Here is a 13,609-nt window from a genome sequence, read left to right on the forward strand (position 1 = left end):
TCTGTGTTTACTATCTTTTGCCAAGGTCTTAGTCCAATGGAAGTTTTGCAATTTATATTCTAGTCTGCCAATGCCATTGGTTTTGGCAAATATCTCCTCCATTGATTTGTTTTGCAGGTTGTGCAATTCCCATGGGATTTCACTGAGCATAATTGGTTAGATTGCTTTTTATATGGGTCCTGGACTTTAGTGTTGGCGTCTAAGCTGATTACGGTTGAAAAGCTCAGCAAGACGTACCGCGTCGCTGACAAACAGCCTGGCCTGACGGGAACCCTGCAGCATTTTCTGCGTCGCCGGCAGCGTGACGTGTCGGCGGTGCGGGATGTGTCGTTCGCGATCGCTCCCGGCGAGATGGTGGGCTTTCTTGGGGCCAATGGCGCTGGCAAGACGACTACGCTCAAAATGCTGTGTGGCCTGATCTATCCCAGTTCCGGTCAGGTGTTGGTGGCCGGTCATCAACCCCAGCGTCGGCACCCCGATTTTCTGCGGCGCATCACGTTGGTGATGGGCCAGAAGCAACAGCTCATCTGGGACCTGCCGCCCATGGACTCCTTGCGTGTCAATGCGGCGGTCTATGGCATTCCTGATCGCGTTGCCAGCAGACGCATCGCCGACTTGTCGGATCTGCTGGAGCTTGGTGAGGAACTGACCCGTCCGGTGCGCAAGTTGTCGCTGGGTCAGCGCATGAAGGCTGAGCTGCTGGCTGCTTTGCTGCACGAACCCGAGGTGTTGTTTCTGGATGAACCGACCTTGGGGCTTGATGTGAATGCCCAGCTGCGGGTGCGCCAGTTTCTGGCTGAGTACAACCGCCGCACCGGTGCGACCATCCTGCTCACCAGTCATTACATGGCTGACATCACAGCGCTGTGCCCTCGGGTGCTGTTGATTCATCAGGGACAGTTGTTTCACGACGGTGCCCTGGATCGCCTCGCCAGTCGTCTGGCGCCGGAGCGCCATGTGCGCCTTGAACTGAAACAGCCCGCTCCTGCAGAAGCCTTCACCGGGTTAGGTTGCCTCGACAGCCTCGAGAACTGTGAGGTGAACCTGCGGGTGGACCCGGCCTCACTCACCAGGGTGCTGGCAGAGCTGCTGGACCGTTTTGAGGTGCGCGACCTGGAGGTGAATGATCCACCCATTGATCAGCTGATCGGCGAGTTGTTCCGCCAGGGAAGCCTCTGATGCGCGTTTTTGGGCTCAACCGCCGCATCGTGAGTGCTCTGCTGGGCAGTCAGTACGCCCACATGCTCGAGTACCGCGCTGAGATCGCACTCTGGGCGCTGTCGGGAGTGTTGCCGTTCATCATGCTCAGCCTCTGGAGCGGCAGTGATGCCCGTTCCCAGCTGGGTTTGGACGGGGTTGCTCTCGATCGCTACTTCCTCAGCGCCTTTCTGGTGCGTCAGTTTTCGGTGGTCTGGATGGTCTACGCCTTCGAGGAAGATGCCCTACTGGGCAGGCTGTCGCCCTATCTGCTGCAACCGTTGCATCCCCTCTGGCGCTATGTGGCCTCGCATCTCGGCGAGCAGCTCACGCGGCTGCCCTTTGCGGCAGGGATCGCTGGGATTTTCTTTCTGATTCAGCCGCAGGCCTTCTGGATTCCATCCCTTGGTGGCTTTCTGCTGGCCTGGCTCGCCACCTGGATGGCCTTTGCCATCACCTTTCTGCTGCAGAGCCTGATTGCTTCATTGTGTTTCTGGAGCGAGAAGGCCACCGCGCTGGAGCGTTTGCTGTTTCTGCCTTTCCTGTTCCTCTCTGGATTGCTGGCTCCGTTGACGGCCTTTCCGCCCGCTGTGCAGGAGTGGGTGCGCTGGACTCCCTTCCCCTATCTGATTGATTTTCCGGCCCGGGTCCTGTCCGGTGATCCCGTGAATCTGGCAGCAGGTTTCGCCGCACAGCTGGCCTGGGTGGCGTTGCTGCTGCCGTTGGTGCTCGTGCTCTGGCGAGCCGGTGTGCGGCGCTACAGCGCCATGGGGGCCTGAAATGGGGCGCTACTGGCGAACCTTGCGCCGTTTCTGGGGCACCGCTCTGGCCACCCAGCTGGAGTATCAGCTGAATGTGGTGGTGGAGCTGCTGGCGGTGGCTCTCAGCCTGGGCGGCAGCCTGTTGCTGCTCTCACTGTTTTTCGGCCCCGGTCGGGAGCTGGGGGGATGGAACTGGAATCAGGCCCTGATCGTGCAGGGCTTCTACATTGTCTTCGATGGCATGACGTCCGCCTGGCTGAGGCCCAACCTGGGAGCGATCGTCACCTATGTGCGCGAGGGCACGCTTGATTTCGTGCTGCTCAAACCGATCGATAGTCAGTTCTGGGTGTCACTGCGCACCTTCGCTCCGGCGGGTCTTTCGGAGGTTGTTCTGGGCCTTGGCCTGGCCGCCTGGGGCGGGCATCAATCCGGTGTGGTGTTGACCCCAGCTGTGCTGGTCACGGTGTTGCTGATGCTGATGGTCGCTGCGCTGATTCTTTATTCACTGTGGTTTCTGATCGCTGCCACCAGCATCTGGTTCGTGAAAACCTGGAACGCCACGGAAGTGCTGAGGGCGTTGCTGGCTTCAGGGCGCTATCCGCTTGAGGCTTATCCCGCGCCGCTGAGGCTGCTGTTCACCCTTGTCCTTCCCGTCGCTTTCCTCACCACAGTGCCAGCTGAGGTGCTCTTGGGGAGGGCATCACTGCCGTTGTTGGCTTTAGGACTCGTCCTGGCCACTGGATTTTTCGCGGCCGCCCGTGGCTTCTGGTTGTTCGCGCTCCGCCATTACACTTCGGCCTCCAGTTAAATGAAGACTGTTCTCATCCTTCGGTGGCCATTCCATGGGATACACCTGGCGCTGAGGGAAGGGGATGGTGATGTTGTTCTTTTCGAAAGCGCTCCAGATCTGCTGACGAAGTTCGCTGCCTACATCTAAGGCCTCAAGGGGATTGCGTACAGAAAATTTCAGCTTGTAGGTGATGGATGAGTCGGCAAAATCAATTGCAAACGCCCGGGCCGCTGGCTTGTTCAACACGCGTTTGTGGGACTGCGCAATCTGTTCCAGTAATGCAATGACTTGCTGGGGGTCGTGATGGTAAGCAGCGCCAACCACAACTGACTCTCTTCTGTAATTCTCTCCAGCTGTGAATGATTCTGCTTGCGTCGCGAACAATATTTGATTGGGAATCAGCAGTTCAGCTTCGTCACGTTTTCTTCTTAAAACGGTTGCTCTTAGGCCCAGGCTTATAACTTGACTCGGTTCTTTGTCGATCATCAGTATTTCGCCAGGTTTGATTTTTCCTTCAAGAAGCAGCCATATTCCGGTGAAAAGATTAGCAAGTGTATCTTTAAGGCTAAATCCCAAGCCTATGCCTATGGAGCCTGAGATCACCAAAAAGGCATTTCCATTAACACCTGCTGCGAGTGCAAGAGCTAGAAATCCAATGGCAACGATGCAATAACGGAACAGAGGTTCAAGTATTTGGCGACTCTGATCGCTAGTTTTAAGTATGAATTGCATTAAGTATGCTGTAAACGCTGAGAGAGTTTGGCTAGTGACTAAAATCAAGTAAAGACCTACAATTAGCAGGAATGCACCTCCAACGACAAAATCAGTATTGAAAAAATTTCCTAAACTAATTAAGCTTATAGTTGCAAGGCTGCTTAGCCTCTCGATAAAATAGATAATGGCATATATTATGATAGCTGGCCTCACAATCCTGCCAAGCCAGAAGGCAAGTTGATTTTTAGAATTTCTGATTTTGAGTCTTAATTCAATCCAATTAATAAGACTGAGGAGTGCCCAGTACCACCCAACTTGAATGATAATTCCCGACGGAATTGTTATGAGCCCAAGCAGCATGCCCGGGCCTAGCAGGGCTAGTGGGCCGAACAGAATGGCAAGAATTTTATTGTTGTTGGAGGTTTGTGTGTACCGGCGTGTGATGGCTGTTGCAATCGCAACACAGAAGATGAAAGCCACCTGCCAGCTCACAGCCCATCGGTCTAGATAACCCAGCCAACCAGTGAATTCAGTCTGTAAAGCCTCCATAATGATCAGTCTGTTGTTGAGGTGATTATTTTGAATGCTTCATTAACGCTCAGGTAGCCATCTAAGAGTTCGCTGAAAGTACTGATTAATTGTTTAGAACCTAGGGCGACAAACCAACTATATATTCCCGGCCATTCTTTTGAATAGAATTTGTTTTGTTCATTTAGAGCCGTATTGAGAGCGTTGAGTTCCTTGGAGCTTTTGGGAGGAATCGATACATTCTGGTTGGCTGCCAAGAATCCGGTATTGCTCAGTTGAAATTTTCTCTGGGCGATCGTGTTCACGTTTGTTTTGATAAATTTTAATGCCATTCGTCGTTGGGATGGGCTGGAGTTTTTCCCTAGTGCGAAGCCATAAGTCTCTATAACTGGAGCTGCTTTTGCCTTGGATCCGTTTGGTAACGCTGCGATGCTGAGAGTATTCCCCATTTTTTCCCTGAGATTTCCGATTTGGTAACTCTTGCATGTAATCCAGTCCAGCTTGTCATTCTTAAGGTCCTCAAATAGGAGATCTTCGGGTTCGAAGTAAATATTCTGATAAAGTGCAGCCCTGCGTAGCCATTCTAACCATCCCCGTATGGCTGGATATCTCTGTTCGTCGCCCCCAAATTGCCTGCCTATAGAACTTAGTTCAGTAATTGCTCCTTGAGTTCCAGCAGACCAAATTAAATTACCGGGTCTAGAATCAAGCCCAACTTTGTAACCACTGGCGCTGAGCTCTTCGAGTTCTTGAATTGTATTCGGAGACTTTTTTATTTTTGTGTTATTGAAGCATGCAAGTTGTGTGCTGACAATCCATGGCGCAAAGGTGTAATCACCATTTTCCTTGGCTGTGGATTGAATTTGATAATTATAAATCGCATCAAAGTATTTTTTATCTGGAAGTATTGATATCAGATTGTCAGTCTGCAGCTCAGGTGGTCTGATTCCAGAAATTCCGCTTACTATGATTAGATCCGGCCCTAGGTTAAGTTTGCTGTCTAGTGAGATTTGTTCAACAATTTTACTAAGTGGGTAGATGATGTAAATGATTCGAGTTTCTGGGTTTGAGCGTTGGAATGCTGCTGTGTTTGTTTCTATAAACAATTCAACTTGTGACTTATCGTTTTTTATGTTGTTGTCGTTTACTCCGAAAGTAATGAATAGTGTATTTGGCGCTTTTAAGCTGCTGCAGCTGCTTAGTGAGAACGCCAAGGTGCCCGCGATTGCACTGCTGAAAGTCCTAAGCCAATGTGCAGACATTATGCGGGCAGGGCTTCAATGTTTCAATATTAGTCTGATTTACCGTTATTGCATCTCGGTTGAGTGGCAAAGGGATTTCTTCCTGGAAGCTCTTGGTCGGCATCGATTGGCTGGTGGCTGGTGGCTGGTTGCTGGTTGCTGGTTCTGGAAGTATGGATGTTTGCTCGATTGGTGATCGTGTCTCCCATCTTGATTGGCCAGCTATTGGGCTCAGGTTTTTGAATCTGTGCCTGGTGACTGATAAAGAGTCATGCAGTCAAAGGCAAAATCAGCACCGCTTTGTTGAACGATTCCGGCGATGTCTAGGAAAATGGATTGCTGGATGTCGAGCCAGTCTTTCCATACGGTTGTTTTGGTGAAGCAATAAATCATCATGTTGATGGACGATGCATCCCATTCGTTGAAGTTCACAAGAATTGTCTGGCTTTGATCGATATCTGGGTGTTGCTGAAGATGATTGCGAACTTCCTTGGTAATGCCGTTGATTTTGCCTAAATCTTCATAGCGCAAGCTGATATTTGCACGGATTCTGCGGTTGTACATTTCACCTGGATTTTCGATCGGGTTCGTAGCAAATACGGAATTCGGGATATAAAGCGGCCTGCGGTCAAAAGTGCGAATTCGTGTGTAATACCAGCCGATGGATTCAACAGTTCCCTCGAGGCTATTGGCGTTAATCCAGTCGCCTTCTCGGAATGGGCGGTTGAAAAACAGCATGAAGCCTGAGAGGAAGTTCTGGCTGATCTGCTGGGTCGCGAATGAGAGGCCGATTCCTGCTCCGCCGAGCATGGTCGCGATGGCTCCCGATGGAACCCCAAAGGTCACCATCAGTGCTGCAGTGGCGACCAGCAGCACTGCAATGGTGAAGAGCCTGCTCATCACATTGATCAGCATGGATTCATCCTGTTGATCCTCGATCTGGATCCATCGCCTCACGGATGCAGACCCCAGTACGGTCTGGCCGATGTTCATCACAGCCCAGGTGATGCTGGCGATCACCAGAGTTGTGGAGATTCTGTTCACTTCAGCTTGAGCGAGCAGTCCCAGTTCAAGTACCTCGTTCACCTGATGGATGATCCAGCTGGCATACAGCGAGATGCCGAGGCCAAACAGCACCGGCCGGCGGAGTGCGGCCGCGAGATGGCTGCCCATGTTGCGGCCATGGCGGCTCAGGAACTGAAGCAGGAGCCAGGCCGCCACAAGCGCCAGGGTGCCCACCAGCAATCCTGTATTGGTCTGCAGGAATTGCAGGTGGAACCTCACACCCGCATGCGGCTCAGTCATGAGACTCGTGTGTCGCAGTCGCGAACCTAGCCCATGTCCTCTGTGGCTTCCGGTTCAATCACCTGCTCGGCTTGTAACTGCGGCGTGAGGCCTTTGCCTGTGCTGGGCGGCCACTCCATCGAGTAGATCTGGCGCTGAGGGAAGGGAATGGTGATGTTGTCTTTCTCAAAGCGCTTCCAGATCGCGCGACGAAGATCACTGCCCACGTTGAATGCATCAAGAGGATCTGCAACCCAGAACGACATCTTGTAGATGATTGAGGATTCTGCGAAATCCATCACAAAAGCCGCTGGTGGCGGATACTTTTTCACTTTGGAATGCTCTGCCGCAATCTCCAGCAGAATGTCGATGATCTGGTCTGGGTCGTGTTGATAGGCAGCTCCAACCAACAGGCTGTCGCGCCTTGAGGTTTCTGTCGCTGTGTACGACGCGGCCTCCTGAGTGAAGAAGTTCTGATTCGGAATCAGCAATTCGGCGCCATCGCGACCTCGTCTCAGCTGGGTGGCGCGCAGCCCCAGTTTTCGCACGGTGCATGGATCACCGTTGATCATCAGGATCTCGCCTGGTCGGACTGATCCTTCGAACAGCAGCCAGATGCTGCTGATGAAGTTGGAGATGATTTCCTTGGTGCCGAAACCAATCCCCACTGACAATCCACCGGCAATGGCTACAAACGCGTTTCCGTTGATGCCGATGTAGTAAGCCACACCGATGATGCCGATTCCGATCACGCTGTAGCGGAACAGCAACTCAAGGCCTCGTTGATTGCGTTTCTGTACTCCGAAAATCACACCGCTGAGCCAGGCCATCAGTGCCGCCGGTCTGGAGGCAATGGTCACGATGAGGTAAATCGCCACGATGGCGGTGTACATCTTGCCGAGAGTGATCTCAACTCCAAAGAGATTGGCAACTCCGATCCTCGACAGGTTTTCTCGACTACCCAGCAGGCTCAGCAGCGACAAAGTGGCTGTGAACACATAGATGGGCTTGAACAGCGTGGTCTCCACTTCTCCGATCGGGAAGCGGGGATTGGTTTTTTCCACCAATGTTTTCAAAGGTGTGAACAGATTCCAGCCCAGCCAGAGCAGTCCGAAGTAACGCAGCAGACCGTAGGGAACCTGGATCAGTGCAAAGACCCCTGCCATCAGCAGCACCAGGGCGGGTCCCAGCAAGACGCGGATTGAATCAGGCAAGCGTTGATGCAGGCCTGCTCGGTTGAGAAGGCGCTGGAGACGTTGGTTGCGCTTGAGAAGGATGCTGCGTGTGCGTGCAATCAGAAGCACGATCAACACCAACATCAATTGGATGAGAACAGGCCAGCGCTGCACAAATGACAGCCAGCTGAGCATTTCGACCAGGATGTCTCCAGGCGCCACCGTGATCAGCAGATCGGAGAGGGTGGTCGTCATGAGGATTGGCTCAACACGGTCTGCAGTCGCTCAGCTGCCTTGGCGGGAGTTTTCGCCCCGAAGATCACATCATTGAGGATCTGTTGGATGGCTCGAGCGAGTTTTGGCTGGGCATCGATGGCACCAACAATTTCATCGCCAATTTGAATTTCTTCCTTGCCTTTGAATAAGTAGAGATTCTCGATACCAGGGATTTGCCGGTTGATAATCGTGGCGGCTGCGGGATTCACTGGGTAGTTGGTGCGGTAGCGCAGTGACCAGGTCTTCTGGGCCCATGGTTGAACGATGAACTGCATCAGTTCTTCGGCGGTATCCCGCTGGCGCGCACTGGAGTTGCGGCCCAATCCCCACACCTGGAGTTTGGTGATGGGCATGGCAGGGGCTGCGGGTCCAGCCGGCAACGAGGCAACGCCGAGATTGTTTTTCAAGGCTTCTCTCAGTTGGGGTAACTGTGAGGTCCAGCAGCTGATCCAGTGGAGTTTTCCACCAATCAGCTGCTTGCGCAGTGTGGCCTGATCCCTCCAGAACATCACGTTCTGCTGATAGCTGGCATCCCGTAGCCAGCTCAGCCAGCTGACTAATCGTTGGGTCTGTTGTGCAGTGGGTTGTTTGCCGCGCAGGGAACTCGCCAGTGCGCTGCCGGCTTTGAATCCGCTCATGCTCCAGTACAGGTCTTCAAAGTTCTGGGTGATGCCAAACACCTGACCTTCGCTGCTCTGTTTGGCCATGAGTGCGAGCGTTGTTGGCGGCTCCTTGAGTTTGCTTTTGTCGTAACAGGCGAGCTGGATGTACTGGGAGACCGGAAGACCTGTGACTTCTCCACGGGAATTGGTGACGCGTTGCAGCAGGCCTGGTGCGATGGCGCTGCGTTGCTCTGGCGTGATGGGCACTGGGTCCAGCAGATTTGCGACGGAGAGTTCCTGGATCACGCGGGCATCGCCCATCACCAGATCCGGCCCAAGCCCGCTGTAGGTCTGGCGTTCCAGTTCAGATTCGACAGCCGCTTCTGAATAGAGAGCGGGTTGGATGCGCAGCCCTGGAACCACATCCCAAAGGTTGTTTTGAAAACTGCGCAGACGCTGACGGTCCCTGGAACTGTCAGCCGGGGTGACTTTTTCATTGGTCGGCAGGATGCGGGCCACACGCAGCAATTTGATCGGGGTTCGACCGTTGCTGCTGCAGGCGCTCAGCAGCCCAGCTGTGCAGAGAAGACCAAGTAGCACCAGGCGATGACGGACTGGTTGTCCTGAGAGGGGAAGGGTCATGAGCCGTTCATCTCACCGGTCGGTTTCGGATTAGACGGGGAGGCATTGCTTCAGCCGGCCAGAAACTCATCAATCAGTTGACTGGTATCCCGCTCGATACCACGACGCTAGAGCCTGATAAGGATTTGGTCAGGGTTCTGATTCCATCAGCGGCCTACCTCTCGCTGTTGCAGTTGCGTTGTTGTTGTGGTCCATGGAACGGTGATGGCACCGATGGATGAAGGATGGACGCGATCGCTCATCTGATTGACACCGAAGCGGTTCTGGCATGGCTGGAGTCGCCCGCGGGAGTTCTGCTTTTTGTGCCCCTTTACGCCATCTGGGTGACCCTGCTGTTGCCAGGGATCTGGGCTTCGATGCTGGCGGGTGCGCTGTATGGAACCTGGTGGGGCAGCCTGATCGTGTTTGCCGGGGCAACCCTTGGAGCTGAGGCCGCATTTTTGCTGGGCAGGCACTGGCTCAGGGGCTGGGCGCAGCAGCGCCTTAGCCGTTTTCCCAAGCTGCTGGCGATTGAGAAGGCCGTCAGTCGGGAGGGGTTTCGCTTGGTGTTGCTGACGCGTCTCTCACCAGCGTTCCCCTTCTCTTTGCTGAACCTGGCCTATGGACTGAGTGAGGTGAGTCTGCGGGATTACAACCTCGGCTTGATTGGGATCATTCCTGGAACGATTCTGTTCTGCGCTCTTGGTGCTCTGGCCGGCAGTGCTGCCAGATTTGGCGAAGTGTTGGCCGGGGAGACCTCCGCGCAGGCCTGGGTGCTTCGGGTCGTGGGAGTGCTGGCCACGGTGGGAGTGGTCTGGCTGGTGGGACGTTCCGCTCGCAAAGCCCTACAGGAAGCAGGCGCTGATGCTCAGGATTCTGAGCTCTGATCAGGATCCGGCAGGCGCCAGTCACGCACAGCGGCGATCACAACAAACCAACCCAGCCTGGCTTTGGCTGTGAAGCCACTGCGGTTGCTGAGGTCGGCATATTTGGCCCGACCGCACTCTGTTTTGATCCAGCGGAAGATGGGCGGATGATCTCTCTTTAGGTTGCTCATTGCGAGGCCGGAAGTGCTGAGGTGTCGCTGAATTTGTTGATCTGATTGGGAATCACGCTGATCGTGATCTTGATGTCATCAAGTTGGAACTCCTGTTTCGCATTGTTCATAAGTGTTTCGGAGATTTCATTGGCCAGGTCTTCGTTGAGAACCCCCCGTGGTGCGCTCAAGACCAGATCCACGCTGGCCTTGCTGTTGAGCACCCGCACATTGCTGAACAGCAGCCGCACCCTTTGCCACAAATAGGCGTTCTTGCTGGTGATCTTGAGCTGATTGACCTGACCTGCCTTGAAGGTGTCGAACTTGCTGACGATCTTCTGCTTGACATTGAAGTCATGCAGAGCCGAAGACAGGGGAATGCACAACAGTCCCAGCAGCGCCAGCCACAACAGCAGATTGCGCCAGCACTGAACGACGCTGCCGTAACGCTGCACGAGGAAGATGAACAGGCTTGCAACCGTGATCCCAATCAGGTTGACCAGGAACAGCAGGAAGGAGCCTTCGGAGATCTGATTGGTGATGCCGGCCACCGTGCCGCGACCAAACACCGCCACCACCTCATTGCCCATGCTCAGGCCGATGCCGCAGACGCACAGTGGTGGAACCAGAGCCACAGCGATGGCGACGCCGGCCAGGGAATTGGACAGACGTTCGCGGGTCATGCTGAAGGATCCGGCGACAGCGGCCGCCACTGCCACTCCCAGGTCAATCAGATTGGGCGCTGTGCGAGACGTCATCTCGCGATTCACCTCACTCACATCCAGCAGTGACGCCAGCAGTGCTGCGGTGGCAACCACAGCGATCACACCGATCACCACCGTCAGCAGTGAGCGTTTCGCCAGCTTGTTGTTGCTGATGGAGAGAGCAAACGCGAGGCTGAGGATCGGATCCATCAGTGGCGCCACGATCATGGCTCCGATCACGACTGCCGGGCTGTTGGAGATCAGTCCCAGAGTGGCGATCACCGCCGCGCACAGCAGCAGCACGAAAAAACCAAGTGAGGGCTTGGATGATGCGATTCGGGCCTGGTAAAGCTCCTTGCGCGGTATCCGGTTCTCGAGGTTGATCTGCCATTCGCCGGACAGATTGTTCAGAACGCTTCGAAAGGGAGAGGCAGAGTCCACTTGGTTTGGATGCTGGACATGAATGCTTGTTCAGTCTCTGCCATCACTCCAAGCGAGCAGATGCTTCGGGCAGTAGACGCATCTCTGCGTCATCGCCTCTGCGAACCGGTCCAAGAATGGCTGGCCAGGCTTTTTAGCTTTGGCTTGATTGGAGCAAGGCGACCAGTCCCGCTTCATCGATCACGCTGATCCCCAGTTTGTTGGCCTTCTCCAGCTTGCTGCCGGCCTCTTCTCCAGCGAGCAGGAAGGTCGTTTTTTTGCTCACGGATCCACTGACCTTGCCACCTGCGGCTTCGATCAGCTCTTTTGCCTGAGTGCGGCTCATGGAGGGAAGCGTGCCTGTGAGGACGACGGTTTGACCGGAGAGCACTCCATTCGTGCTGCTGCGGCTTGCCAACTCCTGGCGCTCCTGCTCACTGCTGGCGAGGGAGAGGCCGACGTCCTGAAGCTGCTTAATCAGCGTCTGATTGGCAGGGGTGTTGAACCATTGCTGCAGGCTCTGGGTGATCTCCGGACCAATGCCGTGCAGCTCGCTGATCGCTTCAGGGTGATCAACGGCAGTGCGGGTAAGCGTGTCGATGTCTGGAAAGGCTGCTGCGAGGCCTTTGGCGTTGACCTCGCCCACATGATGGATGCCAAGTCCATAGAGCTGGCGTGCCCAGGGCTGGGAACGGGAAGCCTCCATTGCTGAAATGAGATTCTCAGCACTTTTCTCACCCATCCGTTCCAGGCTGCTCAGCAGCGCGGCATCAAGGCCATACAGGTCGGAGATTGAACGTACGAGCCCCCTCTCAACCAGCTGTTCGATTAATTTCCCGCCCATTCCCTCCACGTCGAGGGCTGCTTTGCTGACCCAGTGACGTAAAGCGCCTCGCAGAATTGCCGGGCAGCTGCTGTTCACGCAGCGGGTTGCGGCTTCACCGCTTTCGCGAACAAGCTCCGAGGCGCAGCTGGGGCACTGATGGGGAAGATCAAGCGGTCGAGCGCCTTCAGGCCTGAGTTCGGAAAGCACGCGGAGTACCTCAGGGATGATTTCTCCGGCCTTGCGCACCACAATCGTGTCGCCGCTGTGGAGATCCAGTTCCGCCAGTCGGTCGGCGTTGTGCAGGGTGGCGCGACTGACGCTGGTGCCAGCCAGAGCGACCGGTTCGAATTCGGCCACCGGGGTGATCACGCCGGTTCGGCCCACCTGGCAGGTGATGCGGAGCAGCCGGCTCGGAGCTTCCTCGGCTGGGTATTTCAGCGCGATGGCCCAGCGTGGTGCTTTCTGCGTGAAGCCTGCGCTGTCTTGAAGACGCAGATCGTTCAGTTTCACCACGACTCCGTCAGTGGCGTAATCAAGGTCGTGACGTTGGCTGTCCCAGCTGTTGAAGAAGGTCTCCACCGCAGCAAGATCCGGCAGCAGGGCTGCGTTGGGATTCACCCGGAAGCCTGCGTTGCTCAGCCAGCTGAGGCACTCCCACTGGCTGATCGGGCGTGGCCCATCCCAGTTGTCCGGTAGGTGCAGTGTGTAGGCGAAGAAATCCAGTCGACGTGCCGCCACCACTTTCGGATCGAGCTGGCGCAGGGTGCCGGCACAGGCATTGCGTGGATTGGCGAACAGCGGTTCATCCCGCGCTGCCCGGTCGGCATTGATGGCAGCGAAGGTGCGATCGGGAATCAGAGCCTCGCCACGAACTTCCACCCAGGCCGGTGGGGGGTCGAGCTGCAGGCGCAGAGGGATCGACGCGATGGTGCGCACATTGGTGGTGATCTCTTCTCCCTGTTCCCCGTCACCGCGGGTGGTGCCTCGGATTAGGACTCCGTTTTCGTAGCTGAGAGCGAGGGCATTGCCATCGATCTTGAGTTCCCCGACCATGGCCAGTGCCGGCAGGGGTTCACCCGCCTGCGGCTCTCTGTCGAGCACCTTCAGCAGGCGTGCGTACCAGCTGCGCAACTCTTCGGCGCTGAATGCATTGTCGAGACTGAACAGCGGGATGCGGTGGGCGACGCTGGCGAATCCCTCGGAGGGCTTCCCACCCACCCGTTGGGTGGGGCTGTCGGCGCACACCAGCTCGGGGTGAGCCGTCTCCAGATCCAGCAGTTCCCGGTAAAGCTGGTCGTAGACAGCATCCTCCAGCTCGGGAGCATCCAATACGTAGTACGCGTGGGCGGCCCGGGTGAGGAGCTGTCTCAGTTCAGCGGCGCGCTCGCTGAACTGATTCCACGCGTTGTCGGGAGCTGGCGCTGTCACGGGCAG

Annotated in this window: 13 protein-coding genes; 5 read left to right on the forward strand and 8 right to left on the reverse strand. The window is 55.4% G+C overall.

The genetic code is table 11. The features are described 5' to 3' along the window. The first annotated feature begins 204 nt into the window (after positions 1-204). Genes SIB58_RS15500 through SIB58_RS15510 form a run of 3 tightly spaced genes read left to right on the forward strand, consistent with a single transcriptional unit; the run spans position 205 to position 2,766 of the window. The gene (locus tag SIB58_RS15500) at positions 205-1,179 is read left to right on the forward strand and encodes an ATP-binding cassette domain-containing protein (protein WP_067326912.1); all 975 of its coding nucleotides are present in this window, start codon (positions 205-207) and stop codon (positions 1,177-1,179) included. After that, entirely contained in the window at positions 1,179-1,976 is a 798-nt protein-coding gene (locus SIB58_RS15505; RefSeq protein WP_066910616.1) for an ABC transporter permease, read from the forward strand. The genes SIB58_RS15500 and SIB58_RS15505 overlap by 1 nt, the downstream gene beginning before the upstream one ends. Before the next feature lies 1 nt (position 1,977). Further along, positions 1,978-2,766 carry an ABC transporter permease gene (locus SIB58_RS15510; protein WP_066910614.1) on the forward strand — a complete coding sequence of 263 codons (789 nt, stop codon included), beginning with the start codon at positions 1,978-1,980 and terminating at the stop codon, positions 2,764-2,766. Here SIB58_RS15510 and SIB58_RS15515 read toward each other — a convergent pair. The 3 genes from SIB58_RS15515 to SIB58_RS15525 form a co-directional block, all read right to left on the reverse strand. Continuing rightward, positions 2,677-4,011: a mechanosensitive ion channel family protein gene (locus tag SIB58_RS15515; protein ID WP_066910611.1), complete on the reverse strand. Its 1,335-nt coding sequence runs from the start codon at positions 4,009-4,011 to the stop codon at positions 2,677-2,679. The genes SIB58_RS15510 and SIB58_RS15515 overlap by 90 nt on opposite strands. 5 nt (positions 4,012-4,016) lie before the next feature. After that, complete coding sequence (locus SIB58_RS15520; protein WP_067326898.1) at positions 4,017-5,252, reverse strand: ABC transporter substrate-binding protein; 1,236 nt, start codon at positions 5,250-5,252, stop codon at positions 4,017-4,019. 210 nt (positions 5,253-5,462) lie between these two features. Further along, the gene (locus SIB58_RS15525) at positions 5,463-6,251 is read right to left on the reverse strand and encodes a mechanosensitive ion channel family protein (protein WP_414494678.1); all 789 of its coding nucleotides are present in this window, start codon (positions 6,249-6,251) and stop codon (positions 5,463-5,465) included. Positions 6,252-6,281: 30 nt separating this feature from the next. On the opposite strand from SIB58_RS15525, the gene SIB58_RS15530 reads away from it, so the two are divergent. After that, positions 6,282-6,566, forward strand: a complete 285-nt coding sequence (locus SIB58_RS15530) for a hypothetical protein (protein ID WP_414494679.1) — start codon at positions 6,282-6,284, stop codon at positions 6,564-6,566. Here the strand turns inward: SIB58_RS15530 and SIB58_RS15535 are convergent. Continuing rightward, on the reverse strand, positions 6,563-7,945 hold the full coding sequence (locus SIB58_RS15535) for a mechanosensitive ion channel family protein (protein WP_066910602.1): 1,383 nt from the start codon (positions 7,943-7,945) through the stop codon (positions 6,563-6,565). The two genes, SIB58_RS15530 and SIB58_RS15535, sit on opposite strands and share 4 nt — an antisense overlap. Further along, positions 7,942-9,210: an extracellular solute-binding protein gene (locus SIB58_RS15540; protein WP_082823410.1), complete on the reverse strand. Its 1,269-nt coding sequence runs from the start codon at positions 9,208-9,210 to the stop codon at positions 7,942-7,944. The genes SIB58_RS15535 and SIB58_RS15540 overlap by 4 nt, the downstream gene beginning before the upstream one ends. A gap of 224 nt (positions 9,211-9,434) precedes the next feature. Between SIB58_RS15540 and SIB58_RS15545 the strand changes: the two genes are divergently transcribed. Continuing rightward, on the forward strand, positions 9,435-10,076 hold the full coding sequence (locus SIB58_RS15545; RefSeq protein WP_066910599.1) for a TVP38/TMEM64 family protein: 642 nt from the start codon (positions 9,435-9,437) through the stop codon (positions 10,074-10,076). Here the strand turns inward: SIB58_RS15545 and SIB58_RS15550 are convergent. The 3 genes from SIB58_RS15550 to ligA all read right to left on the reverse strand — a co-directional run bounded on the left by SIB58_RS15550 (position 10,058) and on the right by ligA (position 13,603). Next, a complete protein-coding gene (locus SIB58_RS15550; protein ID WP_066910595.1) occupies positions 10,058-10,246 on the reverse strand; it encodes a hypothetical protein in 189 nt (62 codons plus the stop codon). The two genes, SIB58_RS15545 and SIB58_RS15550, sit on opposite strands and share 19 nt — an antisense overlap. Continuing rightward, a complete protein-coding gene (locus SIB58_RS15555) occupies positions 10,243-11,370 on the reverse strand; it encodes a TIGR00341 family protein (protein ID WP_066910592.1) in 1,128 nt (375 codons plus the stop codon). Before SIB58_RS15555 ends, SIB58_RS15550 begins: the two co-directional genes overlap by 4 nt. Positions 11,371-11,503: 133 nt before the next feature. Further along, entirely contained in the window at positions 11,504-13,603 is a 2,100-nt protein-coding gene (ligA, locus tag SIB58_RS15560) for an NAD-dependent DNA ligase LigA (RefSeq protein WP_066910589.1), read from the reverse strand. Between the last annotated feature and the right edge of the window lie 6 nt (positions 13,604-13,609).

Source organism: Synechococcus sp. MIT S9504 (genome assembly GCF_047497135.1).
Classification (GTDB): Bacteria; Cyanobacteriota; Cyanobacteriia; order PCC-6307; family Cyanobiaceae; genus Synechococcus_C.